Annotated in this window: 19 protein-coding genes; 6 read left to right on the plus strand and 13 right to left on the minus strand. The window is 69.7% G+C overall.

What is annotated here, in order from left to right; genetic code table 11:
• Positions 1 to 52 precede the first annotated feature (52 nt).
• Positions 53 to 397, plus strand: a complete 345-nt coding sequence (locus AB0C26_RS37305; protein WP_360257455.1) for a CU044_2847 family protein — start codon at positions 53 to 55, stop codon at positions 395 to 397.
• Positions 384 to 1,418, plus strand: a complete 1,035-nt coding sequence (locus tag AB0C26_RS37310; protein ID WP_360257457.1) for a serine protease — start codon at positions 384 to 386, stop codon at positions 1,416 to 1,418. Before AB0C26_RS37305 ends, AB0C26_RS37310 begins: the two co-directional genes overlap by 14 nt.
• Before the next feature lie 155 nt (positions 1,419 to 1,573).
• Here the strand turns inward: AB0C26_RS37310 and AB0C26_RS37315 are convergent, their stop codons facing one another.
• The 6 genes from AB0C26_RS37315 to AB0C26_RS37340 are packed head-to-tail and all read right to left on the minus strand — an operon-like array spanning position 1,574 to position 9,286.
• A complete protein-coding gene (locus AB0C26_RS37315; protein ID WP_360257459.1) occupies positions 1,574 to 2,293 on the minus strand; it encodes an ABC transporter ATP-binding protein in 720 nt (239 codons plus the stop codon).
• The gene (locus AB0C26_RS37320) at positions 2,290 to 4,095 is read right to left on the minus strand and encodes a branched-chain amino acid ABC transporter ATP-binding protein/permease (protein WP_360257462.1); all 1,806 of its coding nucleotides are present in this window, start codon (positions 4,093 to 4,095) and stop codon (positions 2,290 to 2,292) included. Before AB0C26_RS37320 ends, AB0C26_RS37315 begins: the two co-directional genes overlap by 4 nt.
• Entirely contained in the window at positions 4,092 to 4,961 is an 870-nt protein-coding gene (locus AB0C26_RS37325; RefSeq protein WP_360257464.1) for a branched-chain amino acid ABC transporter permease, read from the minus strand. Before AB0C26_RS37325 ends, AB0C26_RS37320 begins: the two co-directional genes overlap by 4 nt.
• Positions 4,962 to 4,967: 6 nt before the next feature.
• Complete coding sequence (locus AB0C26_RS37330; protein ID WP_360257466.1) at positions 4,968 to 6,116, minus strand: ABC transporter substrate-binding protein; 1,149 nt, start codon at positions 6,114 to 6,116, stop codon at positions 4,968 to 4,970.
• A 12-nt stretch (positions 6,117 to 6,128) separates the two neighbouring features.
• Positions 6,129 to 7,853, minus strand: a complete 1,725-nt coding sequence (locus tag AB0C26_RS37335; RefSeq protein ID WP_360257469.1) for a thiamine pyrophosphate-binding protein — start codon at positions 7,851 to 7,853, stop codon at positions 6,129 to 6,131.
• Positions 7,853 to 9,286: an aldehyde dehydrogenase family protein gene (locus AB0C26_RS37340; protein ID WP_360257471.1), complete on the minus strand. Its 1,434-nt coding sequence runs from the start codon at positions 9,284 to 9,286 to the stop codon at positions 7,853 to 7,855. The genes AB0C26_RS37335 and AB0C26_RS37340 overlap by 1 nt, the downstream gene beginning before the upstream one ends.
• 158 nt (positions 9,287 to 9,444) lie before the next feature.
• On the opposite strand from AB0C26_RS37340, the gene AB0C26_RS37345 reads away from it, so the two are divergent.
• The gene (locus AB0C26_RS37345) at positions 9,445 to 10,212 is read left to right on the plus strand and encodes an IclR family transcriptional regulator (RefSeq protein WP_360257473.1); all 768 of its coding nucleotides are present in this window, start codon (positions 9,445 to 9,447) and stop codon (positions 10,210 to 10,212) included.
• A 33-nt stretch (positions 10,213 to 10,245) separates the two neighbouring features.
• A complete protein-coding gene (locus tag AB0C26_RS37350; RefSeq protein ID WP_360257475.1) occupies positions 10,246 to 11,433 on the plus strand; it encodes a CoA transferase in 1,188 nt (395 codons plus the stop codon).
• Positions 11,434 to 11,854: 421 nt separating this feature from the next.
• On the opposite strand, the gene AB0C26_RS37355 is transcribed toward AB0C26_RS37350, so the two are convergent.
• From AB0C26_RS37355 to AB0C26_RS37375, 5 genes are all read right to left on the minus strand, one after another.
• Positions 11,855 to 12,709 carry a shikimate dehydrogenase gene (locus AB0C26_RS37355; protein ID WP_360257477.1) on the minus strand — a complete coding sequence of 285 codons (855 nt, stop codon included), beginning with the start codon at positions 12,707 to 12,709 and terminating at the stop codon, positions 11,855 to 11,857.
• Between the two features lie 80 nt (positions 12,710 to 12,789).
• Positions 12,790 to 13,830 (minus strand): MBL fold metallo-hydrolase, encoded by a 1,041-nt coding sequence (locus AB0C26_RS37360; protein ID WP_360257479.1) that lies wholly within the window; start codon positions 13,828 to 13,830, stop codon positions 12,790 to 12,792.
• Positions 13,831 to 13,975: 145 nt separating this feature from the next.
• Positions 13,976 to 15,292, minus strand: a complete 1,317-nt coding sequence (pqqE, locus tag AB0C26_RS37365) for a pyrroloquinoline quinone biosynthesis protein PqqE (RefSeq protein ID WP_360257481.1) — start codon at positions 15,290 to 15,292, stop codon at positions 13,976 to 13,978.
• Positions 15,240 to 15,938: a pyrroloquinoline quinone biosynthesis protein C gene (locus AB0C26_RS37370; protein WP_360257483.1), complete on the minus strand. Its 699-nt coding sequence runs from the start codon at positions 15,936 to 15,938 to the stop codon at positions 15,240 to 15,242. The genes pqqE and AB0C26_RS37370 overlap by 53 nt, the downstream gene beginning before the upstream one ends.
• 100 nt (positions 15,939 to 16,038) lie before the next feature.
• Positions 16,039 to 17,076: a ThuA domain-containing protein gene (locus AB0C26_RS37375; protein ID WP_360257485.1), complete on the minus strand. Its 1,038-nt coding sequence runs from the start codon at positions 17,074 to 17,076 to the stop codon at positions 16,039 to 16,041.
• Between the two features lie 179 nt (positions 17,077 to 17,255).
• Here AB0C26_RS37375 and AB0C26_RS37380 point away from each other — a divergent pair, with 179 nt between their 5' ends.
• Entirely contained in the window at positions 17,256 to 19,346 is a 2,091-nt protein-coding gene (locus AB0C26_RS37380) for a PQQ-binding-like beta-propeller repeat protein (RefSeq protein ID WP_360257488.1), read from the plus strand.
• 2 nt (positions 19,347 to 19,348) lie between these two features.
• Positions 19,349 to 20,101, plus strand: coding sequence for a citryl-CoA lyase (locus tag AB0C26_RS37385; protein WP_360257491.1), 753 nt, complete (start codon positions 19,349 to 19,351; stop codon positions 20,099 to 20,101).
• A gap of 7 nt (positions 20,102 to 20,108) precedes the next feature.
• Here the strand turns inward: AB0C26_RS37385 and AB0C26_RS37390 are convergent, their stop codons facing one another.
• Both AB0C26_RS37390 and AB0C26_RS37395 read right to left on the minus strand, forming a co-directional pair.
• Entirely contained in the window at positions 20,109 to 21,146 is a 1,038-nt protein-coding gene (locus AB0C26_RS37390) for an ABC transporter ATP-binding protein (protein ID WP_360257494.1), read from the minus strand.
• Complete coding sequence (locus tag AB0C26_RS37395; RefSeq protein ID WP_360257496.1) at positions 21,143 to 21,940, minus strand: ABC transporter permease; 798 nt, start codon at positions 21,938 to 21,940, stop codon at positions 21,143 to 21,145. Before AB0C26_RS37395 ends, AB0C26_RS37390 begins: the two co-directional genes overlap by 4 nt.
• Between the last annotated feature and the right edge of the window lie 2 nt (positions 21,941 to 21,942).

Here is a 21,942-nt window from a genome sequence, read left to right on the forward strand (position 1 = left end):
GCCCTTCGCTCCACCAGAGATGCCCAGCTGTAATCGAAAAGGGGGTTCAATAATGGAGTTGGCCGAATTTCACACCGAAGACGGTACGGCAGTACTCTTCGAATTGGCGCGAGACGACACGGTACGCGGGACGTCGCTCGCCTCGCGGCGCGGTGACGCATTGGTGGCTGAGACCGGCAAACGACTTGAGCAGGTGACCGAGGCCGTACGCCCTGCGGTCAACGCGTTGAAAGCCGCCGTCACGAGCCTTGACCCGGAAGAAGTGACAGTCGAATTCGGCGTCAAACTGACCCTGGCCGCCGGCGTGGTGATAGCTTCTGGAACTACCGAGGCTCACTTCAAAATCATCTGCAAGTGGTCGCGCGATAGTGGAGATCCCGGCAATGACGAAAATTGAACGGGCTTTGGGAAGCGCCCTTGTGACCGTCGGGAAACACGACCAGAAGGCGCCCGAAGGCGCGGGCCTGCTCCTGACCCGGACGCACATACTTACTTGCGCGCATGTGGTGAACAGCTCTCTCAACCGCAGCGAGAATGCGGCTGACGGGCCGAGCGATACAGAAACAGTTCGGCTGTCCTTCCCCTTCATCACGCCGACCGAGCACTACGAAGCGCGGGTCCGGGCCTGGGTGCCGCCATTTCCGAACGGGTCCGGGGATGTGGCTGTACTTCAACTTGTCGAATCCGCACCGGCCGACGCGCGCCCCGCACAGCTCATCAGAACACAAGACCTCAATCGCCACGAATTCTGGTGCTACGGATTTCCAAATGGATATAGCGGCCGGCAAGCATCGGGGCGCTTGCTGCGCACCGAACCCAACGGGCTCGTCGCCTTGGAGGATGTCAAGTCCACGGGAGCCAGAATAGAGGCAGGTTTCAGCGGTGCACCCGTATGGGACGAGGATCTAGGTGGCGTTGTTGGCCTCGTAGTTCAAGAAGATCTTGACGCAATGGCACGTCGCGCGTTCTGCATACCCACCGGAAAATTAGTAGAGATTCTTGAGCCTGAATGGCCGCCGATCCGGCAGACCGTCGTCCCGGCACGACGATCTGCCGTCAGCGGCCAAATGGATAGAAAGTACAAGTCCGTTTGGTATCGGAGCACCGCCCCCGAATTCACTTTCAAGAATCTCGCTGGAGTTCGAGAGACCACGGGAGAACTAATTGTTGGACGTGACTACATCTGGTACGAGCCCTTGGACATGGTGATCTTCGCAGAAGACATACTGCGAGTCAGACTGAGCAAGGCCGGGGCCGATTTCATCAATATGTGGGTGCAAATAGAACACGAAACACCCCATGGCCGCGCCATCGCCTATTTTGCCAGCGGACAGTTACTAGGATACGCCGGTTTGGCCGGCCGAAATCGAGCTATACATCGAGACATCGTCACCATGAAGGAAAGCACCAAGTATTGATGTGACCGGGGGCGGCGGCCTGAGACGGCCGTTCTTGAGTTGGCCGCCGAGCCGGGCACCGAGGTCGTGCGGGGAAGCGCCGTAGTTGCGCTCCATCGGCGGGCTGACCACCCGGTTGCGCAGGCCGAGCGGCGGAAAGGGGGAGCCGAGCGGCATCACAGTCCCAGGTAGATCTGGCGTACGCGGGGATCGTTGCGCAGCTCGGCCGAGGTGCCGGTCATCGCCACCGCGCCGTTCTCGACCACCAGGCAGCTGCTGGTGGCCTCGAAGGTGAGTTTGGCGTTCTGCTCGACCAGCAGCAGGGTCAGGCCCTCGGAGCGCAGCCGCAGCAGCACGGCCAGGATGTCCTCGACCAGCTTCGGCGACAGGCCCATCGAGGGCTCGTCGAGCAGCAGCAGCCGGGGTCGCGACATCAGGGCCCGGCCGATCGCCAGCATCTGCTGCTGGCCGCCGGACAGGGCGCCGGCCAGCCGGTGCCGCATCTCGCCCAGCACCGGGAACAGCTCGTACACCTCGGCCAGCGTCGACCTCACCGAGGAGTCCCACTTGCGGGCGTACGCGCCGAGCAGCAGGTTCTTCTCGACCGGCAGGCCGGTGAAGACGTGCCGGCCCTCCGGGACGTAGCCGATGCCGTGCCGGACCATGTCGCGGGCGCTGACCCCGGCCAGGTCCACGTCGCCCAGGCGCAGCTTCCCGGACCGGCGGGGCACCAGGCCCATCACCGCCTTGAGGGTGGACGTCTTGCCGGCGCCGTTGGCCCCGATGACGCCGACCGCCTCGCCGCCCGGCACCTCGAAGCTGAGGTCCCGGACGGCGCTGACGCCGCCGTAGTTGACCGTCAGCCCCTCGACGGTCAGAGCGAGCCCGGTGGTCATCGGGTGGCCTCCCCGACGGACGGGACGGGCAGGTCGTCGGTGTTCATCGAATCTCCCAGATACGCCTCGATCACCGCGGGTTCGGCGGCCACCTCGGCCGGCGTCCCGGAAGCGATCACCCGGCCGCCGGCCAGCACGGTGATCTGCTCGCAGAGCGACATCACCAGGCCCATGTTGTGCTCGATGATGATGACCGTGCGGCCGCTGTCCCGGATCGACCGGACGATCTCGGCCAGCTGCCGCACCTCCTCGCCGTTGAGGCCGGCCGCGGGCTCGTCGAGCAGCAGCAGGGCCGGGTCGGCGGCGACCGCCCGGGCGATCTCGACGCGCCGCTGGATCCCGTACGGCAGTGATGTGGGCGCGAGGGAGGCGAACTCGGTGAGCCCGTACCGGTCCAGGATCTCGGCGGCGGAGCGCCGCAGCGCGTGGTCCCGCCGCAGGACGCTGAGCGGTCGCAGCGCGTAGCGCCAGGCCGACCGCGTCGGCCAGCGGTCGAGCGCCACGAGCAGGTTCTCCTCGACCGTCAGATCACCGAAGAGCCGCAGATTCTGGAAGGTACGGGCCATGCCGGCGCGGGCGAGACGGTACGGCGCACGCCCGGTCATGTCGGCGCCGCGGAAGATCACCCGTCCGCTGGTCGGCTTGTAGAGGCCGCTGATCACGTTGAACAGCGTCGTCTTGCCGGAGCCGTTCGGGCCGACGATGCCCCGAATCTCTCCGGTCGCGACGGTGAGCGAGACGTCGTCGAGCGCTTTGAGGCCCCGGAACTGCTTGGTGACCCCCTCGACCCGGAGAAGTTGATCATGGGAGGTGGCGGGGGCGGCGGTGGTCTCGTACGGCTGGAAAGGTCGCAGCTGCGCGGCCACCCTCGCATGCTTGCCGAACCGCTGCCGTACGCGGCGGGGCAGACCGGCCAGGCCGGTGGGGGCGAAGACGACGACCAGGACGACGACCGAGCCGTACGCGAGCTGGGCGATCGTGGGGTGGTCGACCAGCAGCTCGCGGACCAGGGCCAGGCTGATCGCGCCGACCACGCAGCCGATCAGGCTCTGCCGGCCGCCGATGATGACCATGGCCAGGAGCAGGAACATGTTCGCGATGTTGAACGATTCCGGGGCCACGTAGCGGATCAGGCCCGCGTAGAGCACGCCGGCCACTCCCCCGTACACACTGGCCAGCATGAACGCCGTCATCCGGAGCATCGGCACCTCGGCCCCGAGCGCGCCGGCGGCCAGCGCGTCGTCGCGCATCGCCCGCATGCGGCGGCCCAGCGCCGTGCGGACCACGAAGAGCCCGAACCCCAGCACCACCGCGAAGACGATCAGTTCGAGGTAGTAGTAGATGTACTCGCTGGAGAGATCCACGCCGGGCAGGGCCGGCGCCGCGATCCCCGAGATGCCCTCGGCGCCGCCGGCGATGTCGGCATTGGTCACCCAGTTGGTGAACGCGAGGGCCAGGCCCAGCGTCACGATGCCCAGGTAGTGCGACTGGACCCGCAACGCCGGCGTGCCGATCACCAGGCCCATCAGGACCGTGGCCAGGATCGCCAGCACTCCCGCGACCCAGAAGCCCATTCCGGCGTGCGTGGTGAGGATCGCCGTGGCGTACGCGCCGACCCCGAAGAACGCCACCTGCGACAGGTTGACCTGCCCGGCGATGCCCATGACGAGGCCGAGCCCGATGGCCAGAATCGCGAAGATGAGGATGACGTTGACGACGTGGATGGCGTACGAGTCGAGGCCGTACGGCAGGAACCAGGCCGCGACACCGAGGGCCGCGATGAACAGAAGTCGCCGTCTCATGCCCGGTTCACCGTCCGCTCGCCGAAGATGCCGGTCGGCCGCACCATGATGATCACCGTGAAGACCAGGAAGGTGACCAGCTCGGAGTAGCCCTGGAAGTGCCCGGCGGTGAACGAGTCGAGGATCCCGATGGCGAGGCCGCCGAGGATCGCGCCGGGAATGCTGCCGAAACCGCCGAGGATCGCGGCGGCGAAGCCCTTGATGCCGAGCGCGCCGCCGAGCGCCGGGCTGACGTAGAGCAGCGGCCCGACCAGGCCACCGGCCAGCGCGGCCAGGCCGGCCCCGATCATGAAGGCGATCGCGTTGCTGCGGCCCACGTGGATGCCGACGGCGGTGGCCGCCTCGTGGTCCATGGCGACCGCCTGCATGGCCGCGCCCCGCTTGGTCCGGGACAGGAACAGCACCAGCAGCACGGTGGCCAGCGCCGCGATGGCCAGCACCACCAGGTCATACGTCCGGATGCGCAGTCCGAAGATGTCGATCGGCGCGGTCTGCACCGGGGACGGCACCGCGCGGCCGGTGGCGCCCCAGATCATGATGATCAGCGCGTCGAGCACGATGCCGAAGCCGATCGTGCCGATCAGCATGAGGTCGAAGTCCTTGTTCTCCAGCGGCCGCAGCACCCGCTCGATGACCAGGCCGATCGCCCCGGTCACGACGATCGCGACGATCATGGCCAGGGCGAACGGGAGCTTGGTCGACAGGTAGAAGGTGGAGGCGAGGTAGGCACCGACGGTGACCACGTTGCCGTGCGCGAAGTTGACCAGCCCCATCGTGCGGTAGACCAGGGAGAAGCCCAGCGCCACCAGGGCGTAGACGGCGCCCAGGCTGACGCCGCCGACGATCGTCTGGAAGAAGACCTGCATACCTGCTCAGCTCTCGGCGGCGACGAGCTTGCCGCCCTTGATGACGCCGATCGAGGTCTCGAAGATGCCGACGCCGGTCTCGTCGAAGGCGAAGTTCCCGAGCAGCCCGTCGCGCTTGGTGGACCGGATGGCGTCGGCGAGCGGCTTGCCGCTGGCCACGTTGCTGCTCTTGAGAGCGGTCAGCAGGATCTGGGTTCCGTCGTACGCCTTGGCGCCGTGCAGTTCGGCCTCCTCGCTGAACTTCGCCTTGTAGGCGGCCGCGAACTTCTTGGACGCCTCGTCGATGTCGTTGCTCAGGTAGGGCGAGCTGACGATCGTGCCCTCGGCGTTCTTGGCGCCGGCCGTGTCGAGGAAGACCGGCGTGCCCTGCGGGGCGGCGCCGGCGAAGGTGGACGTGATGCCGAGGTCGCGGGCCTGCTTGACGATCAGGCCGGACTCGACCTCCTCGGCCCCCAGGAAGATGACCTTCGGGTTCTTCTGCCGGATCGAGGTGAGCACCGCGCTGAAGTCCTTCTGATCGGCCGTGACCACCTGGTCAGCCACCGGGGTGACACCTCTTTGCTCTAGGGCCTTCCGGAAGGCGTCATGCTCGCCCTTGCCGTACCCGCCGTTGTTGGTGATCATCGCGATGCTCGTGATGCCCTGCTGGTCGACGACGTGCTTGGCCAGGGTCTCGTCGTACGTGGTGGAGGTGGGCCCGTTGAGGAACAGGAAGTCGCTCTTGGTGGCGACCAGGCCCGGCGACTGCCCGGACGTGATGTTCGGGATCTCGGCCTGCTTGAGCAGGGGGGCCATGGCGATGGTGACCGCGCTCTCGGCGGTGCCGATCATCGCGATGTAGCCCTCACTGTCGATCTTGCGGGCGAGGTTGGTGCCGATCGTCGGGTCGCCCTGGTCGTCGAAGACGTCGAGCTGGATCTGGCGGCCGTTGACGCCGCCGGCCGCGTTCCACTCGTCGACGGCCAGCCGGGCGCCCTTGAGCTCCCAGGCGCCGAGCGAGCTGAGCTGCCCGCTCTGCGCGTCCACGACGGCGATCTTGATCGGACCGGAGTCGTTCCCGGACTCCTGTTTGCCGGAGCCGGGCGCGCTGCAGCCGGCGGCTCCGGTTAGGACAACGGCGAGCACGGCGAGGGCGGTGGCTCTCATGCGGACCATGTGCGTGTCACCTCATCTGTCGAATTTGCCCTGATAAATATCTTTGATGTTCCAGTGGCCCGGGGTGGGCACCGGCTCGTTGACCATCGGCACGTCGATCACCGCGGGGCGGCGGCGCTGGACGGCCGACTTGAGGGCGACGGTGAGATCGCCGGGTTCCGCCACCGTGTAGCCGTCGGCGCCGCAGGCGCGTCCGAGGGCGGCGAAGTCGGGGCTGTACGGGTTGCCGTCCGGGTCGAGGAAGTCGCACCCATAGCTGCGGCCGAAGAAACTCGACTGCAGGTCGGAGATCGTGCCGTGGGCACGGTTGTTCATCACCAGGAAGATCACCGGCAGGCCCTGCTCGACCGCCATCGGCAGCGCCGGCAGCTGGGCGCTCATGCCGCCGTCGCCGATCAGCGCCACCACGACCCGCTCCGGCTGGGCCAGTTGCACGCCGAGGGCGGCGGCCGGCCCGAAGCCCATGGTGGAGGCGCCGCCCGGGGTGATGAACCGGCCGTCGGCCGGCAGCGGATAGCACTGCGCGACGCCGTTCTTGTTCCAGCCGACGTCGGTGACGAGCACGGCGTCGGACGGCAGGCACGCGCGGACGTCGGCCAGGATCCGCTCGGGCCGCAGCGGGAACTGGTCGCTGCGGCCGCGTTCGGCGCTGGCCGCGAACAACTCGGCCCGCGCGGCCTTCAAAGAAGCGCGGAGTTGCGCTCGGTCGGTTCCGTCCGGCTTCATTTGCCGTACGGCGGTGAGCACGCGCCCGACCGCGAGGGCCGCATCAGCGACGGCGCCGATCTCGACCGGGTAGTTGCGGCCGATCTCGGCCGGGTCGATGTCGATCTGGATGAGCCGGGACGGCGGGAAGCGCCACGTGTACTCGGGATCCCAGGAACTCGAGTCGGTTTCGGCGAACCGGGTGGCTATCGCGAGGACGACATCGGCGTTCCGGGCGTACTCGTTGGTCTCCGTCAAGCCCCAGAAACCGGTCATGCCCATGACGAGCGGATGGTCGTCGGGCAGGGTTCCCTTGGCCATCAGCGAGTGGGCGACCGGGATGTCGAGGTGTTCGGCGAGTTCCTTGAGGGCTGCGTTGTCCCGGAGGCCGCCGCCGACGTAGATCAGCGGTCGCTCCGCTTCCACCAGCGCGGTGGCGATCCTCTTCGCGTCCGGTTCGGGCAGATCAGGCTTCGCCGCGCTGATCGGCAGCGGATACTCCCCGCTGGGCGCGTCGCGGTTGAAGATGTCCATCGGGACGTTGAGCAGGACGGCGCCGGGGCGTCCGCTGGTGGCGGTCCAGAAGGCGCGCTCGGTGAAGCGGGGCAGGTCACCGGCGCGCTGCACCTGCCAGGCCCGCTTGACGAACGGGCGGTAGATGGCGGTCTGGTCGGCGTCCGCGTGCAGGTTGACTTCCTGGTGCGGGTGACGGCCGTACAGGTAGGAGGGGATGTCGCCCGAGATCGCGACCAGCGGGACCGAGTCGAGGGCGGCCGTGGCGACGCCGGTGACGGCGTTCATCATGCCAGGACCGACGTGCATGAGCACGACGCCGGGCTTGCCGGTGGCCCGGGCGTATCCGTCGGCGGCGTGCGCGGCGGTCTGCTCGTGGCGGGCGATGACGAAGTCGATGTCGCTGCGGCCGATCGCGTCGAGCAGGGCGATGTTCGTGTGCCCGCACGTGCCGAAGATGTGCGTGACGCCGTAGCTCGCGAGCTGATCGACCAGGGCGTCGGCGGCCGTACGTGTCATCAGTTCTCTCCCCAGATCGACAGGCCACGCAGGATCAGCGTCTTGACGACGGTGTAGTCCTCGACCATGTGGCGGGGGTCCTCGCGGCCGAAGCCGGAGTCCTTCACCCCGCCGAACGGGACGTGGTCGAGGCGGTAGTTGGACGAGCCGTTGACGATCAGGCCGCCGACCTCGAGCTCGCGCCACGCCGTGAAGATGCGGCCGGCGTCGTTCGTGAAGAGGCCGGCCTGCAGCCCGAAACTGCTTCTGTTGCAGGTCTGCAGCACCGCGTCGAAGTCGTCGAACGGCAGGACCACTACCAGCGCCCCGAAAACCTCTTTGACGACGACCTCGGCGTCCTCCCGCGGGTCGACGACGACAGTGGGGCTCAACGTCGCGCCGTCGCGGTTACCGCCGAGGGCGATTTTCCCGCCGCTCTTCGTCGCCCACCCTTGAACGCGTTCAGCGGCCGCCTCGTCCACCATGGAGCCCACATCGGTGCTCGGATCGAGCGGATCACCCACCTGCAGCTTCGCCACCTCGCCCGCGAGCCGTTGGACAAATCGGTCTTTCTGCGCGCGGGCCACGTAGATCCGCTGGACCGAGATGCAGCTCTGGCCGGAGTTGCTGTAGCCGGTGCGGGCGCAGACCTTCGCCGCGCGACCGAGATCGGCGTCGTCGCAGACGATGGTGGCCGCGTTGCCACCCAGCTCCAGGACCAGGCGCTTGGCCCCGGCCGCCCGCGCGACCGCCGCGCCCGTCTCGGCGCTGCCGGTGAAGCTGATGACGGCCACCTCGGGGGCGGCACACAACTCGGCGCCGACCTCTCCCCCGCCGTGCAGGAGCTGGACGGCCTCGACCGGGGCGCCCGCGTCGAGCAGCAGTGAGACGACCGCCGCGGACGCGGCCGGGGCCTGCGGCGGGGCCTTGACGATCGTGCTGTTGCCGGCCGCGAACGAGGCGCCCAGCTTGTGGGCGAGCAGGTTGGCCGGGGCGTTGAACGGCGTGATGGCCAGCGCCACCCCGGCCGGCGCACGGTAGGTCATCGCGGTGTTGCCGGCGCCGCGCGCCCAGCCGGCGACCGGGAGGACGTCGCCGCCGATGTCGCGGGCGGCCGCCGCGCAGACCGCGAACGTGTCGGCCACCCGGTCGAGCTCGCCGAGGCCGTCGCGCAGCGGCTTGCCCAGTTCCAGGGCGAGCAGCCGGGCGATCGCGGCGCGGCGCTCGGTGGCGAGGACGGACGCCCGATCGAGGACGGCCGCTCGTGTGGCGGGGGCGAGCCGGGCCACCGTACGAGAACCGGCTTTGGCGAATTCGGCGGCGGCGCGGGCGTCGCCCGGCTCGGCGACGCGGGCGCTGCTCACGACCGTACGGACGAAAGGCCCCACACGCTCGAGGCCGGGCCCTTCAGAGATCCATTTTCCACCGAGGAGCGTCGGTGTTCGTTCGACCATCTGCGCCTCCTCTTCCTGGACGGTCCACTAGACGGACCATAAGAGCGAGTTCTGGACCGCTGTACGGACTCCGGTGTAACGTACGGTTGGCCGCCAGCGGAAGGCAAGAGGGTGACGCCAGAATCAGGGGCAGTCTTTTCGAGAGAGAGGGAGCCACCGTGACCCGCGACGAGAGCGCCGCCGACGGCTCGGGCGTCCGCAGCGTCCAGCGAGCGCTGGACATCCTGTCCCTGCTGAGCGAGGACCGGCCGCTGATCGCCGTACGCGACATCGTCGCCGCGACCGGCCTGGCCAAGACCACAGTGATCCGGCTCGTGCAGACCCTCGAACAGAGCGGACTGCTGTGGGCGACGAACTCCGGATACATGGCCGGGCCCGGCCTGTGGCGGTGGGCGCACCTGGCCCGCCGCAGCTGGGAACTGCCACCCGAAACCCAGCGGATGATGCGGGAACTGGCCGCCCGCGAACGCGAGACGGTGAACGTCTACGTCGCCCGCGACATCGTCCGCGTCTGCATCGCCCAGCAGGAGAGCCCGCAGCCGCTGCGGCACGTCGTGCACGTCGGCGACGAACTGCCCATGTGGGCCGGCGCCTCGGCCAAGGTGCTCCTGCGCAACGCCCCCGACCCCCTGCTCGAACGGATCGCCGCGTCCTCCCCGTACGGCGAAGGCCACGTCCGCCGCATGCGCGAGTGGATCGACGAGGCCGACCAGCAGGGCTACGCGACCAGCCACGGCGAGCGCGAGAACGGCCTGTCCGCCGTGGCCGTGCCGATCCTCGGCCGTTCGGGCACGGTGGTGGCCGCCCTCACCCTGAGCGGGCCGACCGTGCGCTTCGGCGAGGAACGGGTCGCGGCGTTCGCCGAGGCGCTGCTCAAGGCGGCCGCCCAGATGAACGAGCGCGGCTTCGACCATCCGCTGTTCTGAACCACATCTGCTGCTACGGGAGGAGTACCGCTGATGCCCGACCGGCCGCTCGACGGTGTCCGCGTCCTCGACCTCACCAACGTCCTGGCCGGCCCCTACTGCACCTATCATCTGGCGCTGCTCGGGGCCGAGGTACTGAAGATCGAGATGCCGGGACGGGGCGACCTGGCCCGCCAGCTCGGCCCGGACCCGGCCCTCAACCGGGCCCGGCTGGGCGCGTCCTTCCTCGCGCAGAACGCGGGCAAGAAGTCGGTGGAGCTCGACCTGAAGGAGCCGGCCGACCGGGCCGTGTTCACCGAACTGGTCGAACACGCCGACGTGCTGGTGGAGAACTACCGGGCGGGCGTCATGGACCGGCTCGGGCTCGGCTGGGCCCAGCTGCGCCCGCTCAACCCCCGGCTGGTGTACTGCGCGATCACCGGCTTCGGCCAGTCGGGCCCGCTGAGCCAGGCACCCGCGTACGACCAGATCATCCAAGGCCTGTCGGGGATGATGAGCGTGACCGGAACACCCGACACGGCCCCACAGCGGGTCGGTTTCCCGGTGGCGGACACGGTCGGCGGGCTCAGCGCGGCCCTGGCCGTGGTGGCGGCGCTGGCCGGCCGGCGCGGCGCCTACCTCGACGTGTCCATGCTGGAGGCCTCGATGTCGGCGATGGGGTGGGCGGTCTCCAACTACGTGGTCAGCGGCGCCGAACCCCAGCCGATGGGCGACCAGAACGCGACGGCGGCCCCCTCGGGCACGTTCGAGACGGCGGACGGCCCGCTGAACATAGCGGCGAACCGCCAGGAACAGTTCGAGACGTTGTGCCGCCTGGTGGACCGGCCGGGATTGCTCACGGATACCCGCTTCGCGGAAAGGGAGAGCCGCAAGGAACATAGGGAGGCGCTGAACGAGGCACTGAACGAGGCATTGCGAGCTCGCCCGGCAGCGGAGTGGGAGCGGATCCTGCCGGCGGCCGGGGTGCCGGCGGCCCGCATCCTGACGGTTCCGCAGGCGGTCGAGTCGCCGCAGCTGGCCGGGCGGGGCTTCTTCACGGAACTGCAGCCACCTGACGGCGTCGACCGGCGGCTGAAAGTCAGCGGCAGCGGCGTACTCATCGACGGGGAACAGTTGCGGCCGGTGTCGCCCCCGCCGACATTGGGCGAACACAACGAGGAGCTGCCCGCTTTGCTGCGGCGCTGGCGCACATCGTCCGTTGCCGAAAACGCGGCCCGATAGAGGGCCGTGCCTGCCTTCGCAGTGCCCGGCTTCGCAGTGCCCACCCGCGCAGTGCCCACCCGCGCAGCGCCCATCCGTGCAGAGGCCGCCCTCGCAGTGCCCACCCGCGCAGCGCCCACCCGCGTGAAGGCCGCCCGCGCAGCGCCCACCCGTGTAAAGGCCGCCCTCGCAATGGCTGTCCAGCCGACGCCCGCCCAGCCAACGCCCGCCCAGCCAACGCCCGCCCAGCCAACGCCCGCCCAGCCAACGCCCGCCCAGCCAACGCCCGCCCAGCCAACGCCCGTCCAGCCAACGCCCGTCCAGCCAACGCCCGCCCAGCCAACGCCCGCCCACCCAGGGGGAGCCCCCGCTGGTCATTCTCCCGGAATTTGCACGATCGCGCCTCGGGGCCTGTGGACAACCGCCGACTGTGGATAACCGCTTATTCACGGCGGCTCCCGGTCAACCTCTCGAAGTCGGCGTACATCAGCTCCTCGTCCGGCGACAGCCCGGTGAACAGCCGAAACGACGCGGCAGCCTGGTAGACCACCATGCCGCCGCCGTCGGCGACCCGGCAGCCCCGCGCGCGGGCGGCCCGGATCAGCCCCGTCTCCAGCGGCCGGTAGATCACGTCGGCCACCCACAGCGAGGCCCGCAGATGGGAATCCGCGACCGGCATGCCCGGATGTCCTTCCATACCGATCGGCGTCGCGTTGACGAGCCCGTCCGCGTCGGCCAGCCGCGACGGCACTTCGCTGGGTGCGATCACCTCGACGGACGTGTCGGTGCTCACGGTGATGGCCTCGGCCAGCCTCTGGGCCCGTTCGGCGTCCAGGTCGGCCAGCGTCAGCAGCCGGGTTCCAGTTCCGGCGATCGCGGAGGCCACTGCCGCACCCGCCCCACCGGCACCGATCTGGACGACGTGACCGGTGGCGACGCCGGGCAACTGCCGGGCCAGTCCGGAGGCGAAGCCGTACCGGTCGGTGTTGTGCCCTGTCGCCCGCGAGCCGTCGAAGAGCACGGTGTTGACGGCACCGAGCTGGGCCGCCTCGGGCGAGAGCTCGTCGAGGAACTTCAGGACCTCTTGCTTGTACGGATGGGTGACGTTGACCCCGCGGAATCCGAGCCGCCGAGCCGCGACGAGCAGGTCGCCGATGTCGAGGCCGAGCAGTGACGGGTCGATGAGCTGGTAGAGGTAGCGCAGACCCTGCCGGTCGGCTTCGAGCTCGTGCAGCGCGGGGCTCATGGACGTACCGATGTTCGCGCCGATCAAGCCGACCAGGAAACGACGGTCCACGTGTGTCTCCAGTTCTTTGTACGAACCAGTACGTTAGTTATTCTCGCCCGATCGGTGCCCTGTCAAGACCGCTCGGGAGATCAGACGAGATCGATGCCGTCCTCGGCCACATCCGGGCCGGTGGCGGCATTCGTGTTGTTCAGATGCCCGTACCGGAAGCGCGTCCCGGGATGCCGCGCGAAGTGCGGCCGCGAGTCCGCCATCGGCAGATGCCCCATGCCGGCCGCGCTCCCCGCCCGTCCGGTCATGCGAGCCAACTCGTCCTCCGTCGCGAAGGTGCCGTCCACCAGCACCTCATCAGCACCGGCGATGAAGCCGTCGAACTCCGCGGTCCAGGCGGGCAGGCAGGTGGCATAGACAAACTCCGGATGCCGACCCTCGCCGGGAGCTGGCGCGGCGCCGCCCGCCGAATCCGCACCGTTTGAAGGGCCGACGCCGCCCGCCGGACCCGCGCCGCTTGAAGGGCCGACGCCGCCCGCCGGACCCGCGCCGGTTGAAGGGCCGACGCCGCCCGCCGAATCCGCGCCGGTTGAAGGGCCGACGCCGCCCGCCGGACCCGCGCCGCTTGAAGGGCGGACGCCGCCCGCCGGATGGGCTCCGTCTGCCGGGTGAGCGGAGAGCCGCAAGGCTGACACCCAGTCGTCGCCCGGCAGGTGGGCGGCGTAGCGCGGTCTCTTGGTGCCGACGGTCGTGCGCTGGACCTTCAGGCCCCCGTCGAGGGTCAGGTCGGTGGGGAGGTCGCGCCATTCGGCATTGGTGTACGCGGCGAGCAGCGCCCGGAACGGTGCCAGTGCGGTGGTGACGGCGCTGGTCGCGTACACAATGAGCGAAGTCGCCTCTCTCAGCGAGAGCAGGCCGATGGTGTGATCGAGCTCGGCCGTGGTGAGAAGCACGCCGCGTAGGGGCGTCTCGCGGAGGCCGGGGCCGGGGCGCAGCTCGGGTGTGGCGATGAGCTGGGTGCGGATGTCGGGCGAGGCGTTGATCAGGTACCAGGCGCGGCCGTCGCCCGAGACCGCCACCGAGTCCTGCGACCGCACATGGCCTCGGCGGCAGGTTTCGCAGGCGCAGTTCCATTGCGGGCAGCCGCCGCCGGCCGCGCTTCCCAGCACGCGAACCCTCACCTGCGCCACCCCGAAAGCACGCGCCACCCCGAAAGCGCGCGCCGTCCCCAAGGCAGACGCCGCCAGGAAAGCGCCCGACGCCCCGAAAGCGATCCTCGACCGAACAGCGCGAAAACAGCCGACCCCGAGCACCTGCCGGTGGCGTTCATCGGTAGCGCCGCGGAATCACGGCCGGGCGGGTGCCGCCCGAGGGCACCAGGTCGCGGTGGTGTGGGGACAGGGTGCAGACCGGGTCGGTGGCCGCCGCGTCGCCGGTCAGCTGGTAGGCCTGGCAGCGGCAACCGCCGAAGTCGAGGTCGCGCAGGTCGCAGGAGCGGCACGGGTCGGGCATCCACGCGGTGCCCCGGAAACGGTTGAACAGCTCCGAGTCGAACCAGATCTGCTCGAGCGAGCCGCTCGGTTTCGGGCCCGGAAGCTGGTCGGCCGCCAGGCACGGCAGCACCGTGCCCGACGGGTTGACCGCGAACTGGCGGGAACCCCAGCCGTTCATGCACGGTTTCGGGCGGCCCGTGTGGTGGTCCGGGCGGACGTACACGATCTCCATGTCGTAGCGGCCGTGCACCCGCGCCGCCGCCTCGTCCGCGTGGTGGATCTGGGCCGCCGTCGGCATGATGGCGGCGCGGTTGCGCAAGCCCCAGCCGTAGTACTGGGTGTGTGCCAGCTCGAGCCGGGACGCGCCGAGGCTCGCGGCGAAGGCGGCGATCTCCTCCAGGGCGTCGACGTTGCCGGCGTGCAGGACCACGTTGACCGTCAGGGGCAGGCCGGCTTCGCGGACCAGGGCGGCCGCCGCGATCTTGCGGTGGTGGGCGCGCAGCCCGGCGATGGCGTCGGCGGCGGTCGCGTCGGCGTGCTGGACGGAGAGCTGCACGTGGTCGATTCCGGTCAGCCGGCGTGCGGTGAGGCCGACGCCGCTGGTGATGAGGTTCGTGTACATGCCGAGCCGGCGCGCGTGGGCCGCCAGTTCCGGCAGCTCGGGCCGCAACACCGGTTCCCCACCGGAGAAATGCATGTGGAGTACGCCCAGATCGCGGGCCTGCGTCATCAGCGCGAGCCACCCCTCCGCGCTCATCTCGTCCCGGGCAGCCTCCACCGGATTCGAGCAGTAGCCGCAGCTCAGGGGGCACCGATAGGTCAGTTCGGCGACCATCCCCACCGGCAGCGGCGTCCGGTCCAGCCGCTTCCCGGCGATGTTCTGGAGGCACGCCGCCGCACCTGCGTCGATGAAAAGTGGGCGGTCGACCAGATCGGACACGTCGGCCGCGGAGACGCCGTCGTATTCGGCCGCCAGGATCTTGACGATCTCGGCCAGATCTCGGCGGCCGTCGCATGCCCGGACGACGTCGGCCGCCGGTCCGTCCAGCAGCAGGCTCCCCTCCGGGTAGAGCAGCGCGTCCACGTCCCGCACCGGATCATGGACGAGCCGTACCCCCTCGGCCAGCCCCGGCCTGGTAATCGATGGCATCGAGCATCGCCCCCAGCACGTCACATTTGAACGCCAGCGCTTTGACCGCCGCGATCTGCATATCCTTCGTACGGCAATGTGTCAGCACCAGATCGAGCGTGTAGCGCGCGTCGTCGCGTACCACCGGAATGCGATTCTCGAAATAGGTGTAGCCGTCCGGTTTGATCCAGTCGTAATGCTCCCGCCAGGCCACGACGCGGGCCGCCATGAGCGTGGGCGAGAACATTTCGGTGAGCGCCGCGGCGGCCGCTTCGGTCCACGGCTTCTCCCGGCAGAATTGCAGATATCCGTCCACCGCGAACCGGGTCCCCCGAGCAACGTACCGCTCGTCGAGCAGGGATTCCCGGGACAGCCCGACCGCGTCCCCGAGCACCAGCCAGTCCTCGGTCGCACGGTCGTGGAAGACGACACGGGAAAGCCACTGCCGCCGAACAGCGGGCAGCGGGCAATTCGCGATGACGGCCGCGTTCTTCCGGGCCAGGATCTGCTGGTAGTACCACCGATTGGCCACCCACGAGCGAACCTCGCCGGGGCCGCACTCCCCCGCGTGCAACCGTACGTGGAACGGATGCCCGTCCCAATAGCGCGGCGCGAGGGAGCGCAGCTCGGCGGCGAAAGCCTCGCGGCTCAGCGCTTCGTGAGCCACGGGCGGTCGACTCCGGCGTAACCCGAGATCTCCGCGCGCGACTCCAGGCATTCCGTACGCGGCTTGGTCCAGGTTTTCTTCTTCTCCATGGCGATCCCTTTCATACGCAGAACGGAATCTTGCCCATGGCGGACAGGATTCCGTTGACGACGTGTTTCTTGAAAAAGGCCTGACCCGCGAAACCCGACCCGTCGATGTACGCCTGCGAGTCGTGCCCGAGGGCTGTCACCCACGACCGGCCGCCGTCGTAGTACTGGCACCACGAAATGGGATGGAACCGGCCGTGCCCGGGGTGGGTGTTCGATGTCGTGGCCAGCGACGCCTCGTCCACCGCGAGCAGAAATTTGACCCGGGTCGGGAAGGGCATCCAGTTGTACCACTCGTCCTTGAACTCCCATCGCGGCGGCAGCCCCTGGGTGGACGAGTCCTTGGTGAGCGTGACGACCGTACCGTTCTGGTTGGCGCCGTGGTCGTAATACTGGGTGCCGCCGCTGAGCCCCTCGTAGTACGGCCAGTTGTATTCGGTGCCGCCGATGGCGTTGTGGATGCCGACGAAACCGCCGCCGGCCCGTACGTACTGCCGCAAGGCCGTTCGGGCCGCGTCGAGGTGCGCCGGTGTGGTCGTGTTGACCGCCGCGTTCGGCTGCACCGCGGTGCCGTGCTTGAACAATGTGTCGCGGCTGGTGCTGCCGAAGACCACCGCCTTGTACGTGCTGCCGATGCCCGGCATGAGCGTGACGTCCTCGGTCCAGTCGACCTGCACCCCGGCCTCGCCCATCCATTTCACGATGGCGTTCTGGAGCACGTGGGCCTCGGTGAGCGCCGGATTGAGACCCGCGGCCAGGGCCGGCCCGAGATGAGCGTGACGGGGCCCGGCCGTACGGGTGTAGAGAAGGATTTTGTCTTGCCGATTGGCGACCCAGGGGTGGTAGGAGGCGGGAACCTGGCCGCGGACGACGTTGTAATAGGGGTCGAAGTATTTCTCCTGGCCGCGCGGAATGTTCGTGGTGATGGGCTCTTTGACTGTCGGTTCCCGGCCGCCCGCGTGCGCCTCGGCCGATCCCGCGGCGGCCGTCGCGCCGACCGCCGCGGCGGTGGCCGCCGCGGCGCCTCTGAGGACATTGCGCCTGTTCGTCACTCTGACCCGCCCTTCGGTGGTCCGCCAGGCGGACCCTGCGTTCCGATATAACGGCCGGGCTCAATATAAGGACGATGTTTCGAGCAGCGCAAGCATGGATTACTTTCACTGCGCGTCGTACGCTGCGTACCTCTAGACGGACTTTTAGGTCCGCCAGGCGGACCACTAAGGAGAACGCGATGGAGGTTCGACGCCGCACCGTCATCAAGGGGACGATTGCCGCGGCCGCGCTGGTCGGGGCCGCGCCCTCCCCCGCCACCGCCGCCAAGCCGGCGCAGGCGTGCACCACCCCGGGCGGATCCGACTTCCCCAAGGTCGGCGGCAACTACGGCAACCAGAACTACTCGGCGCTGCGCGACATCAACCAGGGCACCATCCGCCGGCTCGGCGGCGCCTGGGTCAACCGCATCGAGGGCGGCCTCACCACCGGCACCAACCAGAGCACGGCGGTCGCCGTCGACGGGGTGCTCTACATCGAGTCGGCGCTGGGCAACGTGCACGCGGTCGACGGGCGCACCGGGCAGACCAGATGGACGTACACGCAGACCCGCGGCACCGTGACCCGCCGCGGCGTCGCGGTCGGCGCCGGCAAGGTCTTCACCCACGGCAAGGGCAGCTGGATCATCGCGCTCGACCAGGCCACCGGGGCCGTCGTCTGGGAGCGGCAGATCACCGGCTACGGGTCCATGGAGAAGGTCGCCGTCACCTACCACGACGGCCTGCTGCACGTCGGCACCCACGACAGCAACCGGGCCGCCGCGCTCGCGCTCGACGCCACCGACGGTTCGGTCGTCTGGCACTTCTGGGGCGCGCCCGGCCCCGGCGAGCTCGGCAACGACACCTGGGAGGGCGACTCCTGGCAGGTCGGCGGGGCGACGCCGTGGCTGCATCCGGCGCTCGACCCCGAGCTGGGGCTCGTCTACTGGACGTTCGGCAACGCGCGCGGCAGCAACTCGTCGCAGGACGGCTCGGGCCGGGGCGGGCAGAACCTGTTCTCCAGCTCCATCGTCGCCATGGATATCAGGACCGGGAAGTACCGCTGGCACTTCCAATCGGTGCACCACAACATCTGGGACATGGACAATTCGATGGCCCCGGTCCTGGCCGACGTCCGCATTCGCGGCCGCCTGCGCAAAATCGTCGTCTACGGCAGCAAGAGCGGAATGTACTTCATTCTCGACCGTACGGACGGAAGCGCGCCGCTGGGCATCGACGAGATACCCGTACCGCAGGAACCGCGGCAGAAGACGTGGCCGACGCAGCCTTTCCCGCGTCAGGGCGGTTGGGTCGAGAACGAGGTGGTCCCGCAACCGCTGGGCACGTCGGTGCCGGGCGATCCGAACCGGGCCGTGCCGAACTACAAACGCGGCAAGCTGTACGACCCGTTCTGGGACGTTCCGGTGCTGTCCACCCCGGGGCACGGCGGCGGGGCGTGCTGGAACCATCAGTCGTACAGCCACAATTCCGGTCTGGTCTACACCGGCTACGGATATGTGCCGGCGGCCCACTCGCTCTCGGAAAGCAGCAACGGCCTGCGCCCGCCCGGCGAATACCAGACCGGCGGCGTCGTCGCGGTCGACCCGGCGACGAACAGGGTGCGCTGGCGGCGGCGCATGCCGTATTCGCTCGCCCACGGCAACGGCGTGCTCAGCACGGCCGGCGGCCTCATCTTCATCGGTCAGCCCGACGGCAATCTCATCGCCCTGGACGCGTTCAACGGCCGCGAGTTGTGGCGTTTCCAGTGCGGCGCGGCCATCAGCGCCAGTCCCATCATGTACGAGGTGGACGGCACCCAATATCTGTCCGTCTACGCCGGCGGAACCGGAATCCCGTACGGCGACTCCGCCCCGCGCGGCGACTTCCTGTGGACGTTCAAGATCGGCGGCACGGTCGAGCCGGCCCCGGCACCGCCGCCTCCGGTCGTGCGCCGTCCGGTCCAGGGCGGGCCGGTCGAGGGCAGCGTCGTGAACAACACCGTCGTCCTGGCGCGAACCTTCGACCCGGCGACCGGCACGGTGGGCGCGATCGAGTCGACGGCGGTGAACGGGATGGCCCCCACCCATCTGCGCGTTCCCGGCGGCACCACCGTCACCTTTGTGAATCCCGCCGACAACGTGCACGCGCACGGGGCCACGCAGTTCTTCGAGGGACTGTTCGACATCCGGCTCGAACCCGGCGAGTCTTTCCAGTACACGTTCAACCGTCGCGGCGAGTACTTCTACAACGACTTCCACAGCCCGCGGCCGACCGGCAAGATCGAGGTTTACTAGCCATGACCGACTCCCAGGCCGCGGACTGGTGGGCCACCGCCGTCTCCCGCATCGAGCCGAACGTCATCGAGCTGCGCGGCCTGCCCGTCGCGTCCCTGATCGGTGACATCTCCTTCGGCGAGATGACCTGGCTCATGCTCCGCAGCGCCCGCCCCGCGCCCGGCCAGCTCCGCCTCTTCGAGGCGGCCCTGATCGCCGGGGTGGACCACGGCCCGCACGCCCCGTCGATCGCCGTGGCCCGGATGGCCGCGACCTGCGGGGTCGGTCTCAACAACGCCATGGCCAGCGCCATCAACGTTCTGGGCGACTCGCACGGCGGCGCCGGCGAACAGTGCGTCGAGCTGTTGTCGGAGATCGTCACCCGTGACGTCGCCGCGGACGTGGTCATCGCCGAGTGGCGGGCCCGGGGCATCCGCTACCTGCCCGGCTTCGGCCACCGTTTCCACACCCGCGATCCCCGCCGCGACCCACTGCTGACCCTGACCGCCGAGGCCGCGGACGCCGGCGTGGTACCCGGCGACCACCTGCGGGCCGCCCTGGCCGTCGAGGAGGCGCTGCGCCCCGTACCCATGAACATCGACGGCGCCACCGCCGTCATCTACGCCGAGCTCGGCTTCCCGGCCCCGCTCGCGCGCGGCCTGTTCGTGCTCAGCCGCAGCGTCGGCATCCTGGCCCACGCCTGGGAGGAGACCGGACAGGGCCGCCGCAACAAGGGCCCGATCCCACCCTCGATCCGGCCGACCTATCTGGACTAGCTCCGGCTCAGGCCGGGTAGGCGCGGGTCTCGGTGGCCTTGACCGCGGCCCACAGCTCCCGGCCGGGGGCGAGGTCGAGCTGGGTGGCGGCGGCGGGGGTGATGTCGGCGGCGACGCTGATCGGGCCGTCGAGGCGTACGCGAAGGTTGTCGCCGTTGCGTTGCATGTCGGCCAGCACGGCGGGCCACGTGTTGCGCGGGCTGCCGTCCGGGCGCCGGCGGAAGAGGGAGACCGCGGACGGCGGGAACGCCACGAAGGCCGGGCCGTGCACCGGCTCGGTCGTCGCGAGGACGAAACCGCCGGCGAGCTCGACCGCGGTGCCCGTGCCCTGGCCCCGGTAGAGGTTGAGGCCGACGAGCTGGGCGACGTAGTCGGTGCGCGGCTGGGCCGTGATGGTCGCCGCGTCGCCGTCCTGGACCACCCGGCCGCCCTCGACGATCACGAGGCGGTCGGCCAGCACCAGCGCGTCCAGCGGGTCGTGGGTGACCAGCAGGGTCGCGCCGGGGTGGGCGGCGAGATGGCGGTGCAGTTCGGCGCGGGTCTCGAGCCGGGTACGGGCGTCGAGCGCCGCCAGCGGCTCGTCGAGCAGGAGCAGTCGCGGGTCGACGGCCAGCGCCCGGGCGAGAGCCACCCGCTGGGCCTGGCCGCCGGAGAGCTGGCGCGGCTTGCGGCGGGTGTGCTCGGCCAGCCCGACACGCTCCAGCCAGCGGTCGGCGATCTCGTGGGCGGCGCGCCGGTCGACGCCGTGCCGGCGCGGGCCGAAGGCGACGTTGTCGCGCGCGGTCAGGTGCGGGAAGAGCAGGTAGTCCTGGAAGACGACACCGATCGGGCGTCTCTCCGGCGGGGTCCCGGACAGGTCGGCGCCGTCGAGGGTGAAATGCCCGTCGGTGAGGGGGGTGAGCCCGGCGAGCGCCCGCAGCGCGGTGGTCTTTCCGGCGCCGTTCGGCCCGAGCAGGGCGACCGTCTCGCCGGCGCTGATGCTGAGGTCGATGTCGAGGTGGAAGGTGCCTCGCCGCACGACGAGGCGGGCGTCCAGGAAGGTCATGGCGCGGTCAGCCAACGGTCGCGCAGGGCGGCCAGGATCGTGATCGAGACGGCCAGCAGGATCAGGCTGAGCACGACGGCGCCCTCCAAGTCGCCGCTCTCCATGGTCTGGTAGACCGCGAGCGGCATGGTCTGGGTGATGCCGGGATAGTTGCCGGCGAAGGTGATGGTGGCGCCGAACTCGCCCAGCGCCCGGGCCCAGCACAGCACGGCGCCGGCCGCGATGCCCGGGCCGACCAGCGGCAGTGTGACGTGGGTGAACGTGGTCCAGCGGGTCGCGCCGAGGGTGGCGGCGGCCTCCTCGTAGCGGGCGTCGGCGCCGCGCAGCGCACCCTCGACCGAGATGACGAGGAACGGCAGCGCCACGAAGGACTCGGCCACGACGACGCCGGCGGTGGTGAACGGCAGCGAGAAACCGAAGGTGGAGTCGAGCCACTGCCCGACCAGGCCCCGGCGGCCGAGCGCCAGCAGCAGGGCGATGCCGCCGACCACGGGCGGCAGCACCAGCGGGACGGTGACCAGCGCCCGGACCAGGCGCCGGCCCGGGAAGGTAACCCGGGCCAGCAACCAGGCCAGCGGAACCCCGAGGACCAGGCAGAACAGTGTGGCCAGGGTCGCCGTGACGACGGACAGGCGCAGCGCCTGGAGAACGTCGGGCTCGGTCAGCCGCTGGGGCAGGGTGGTCCACGGCACCCGCGCGAGCAGCCCGATCACCGGCAGGATCAGGAAGATCAGGCCGAGAACCGCCGGGAGAAGCAACGGGAAGGGCACGCGGGAGCCGCGGGTTCGGGTCATGA

The organism is Actinoplanes sp. NPDC048796 (genome assembly GCF_040650035.1).
Classification (GTDB): domain Bacteria; phylum Actinomycetota; class Actinomycetes; order Mycobacteriales; family Micromonosporaceae; genus Actinoplanes.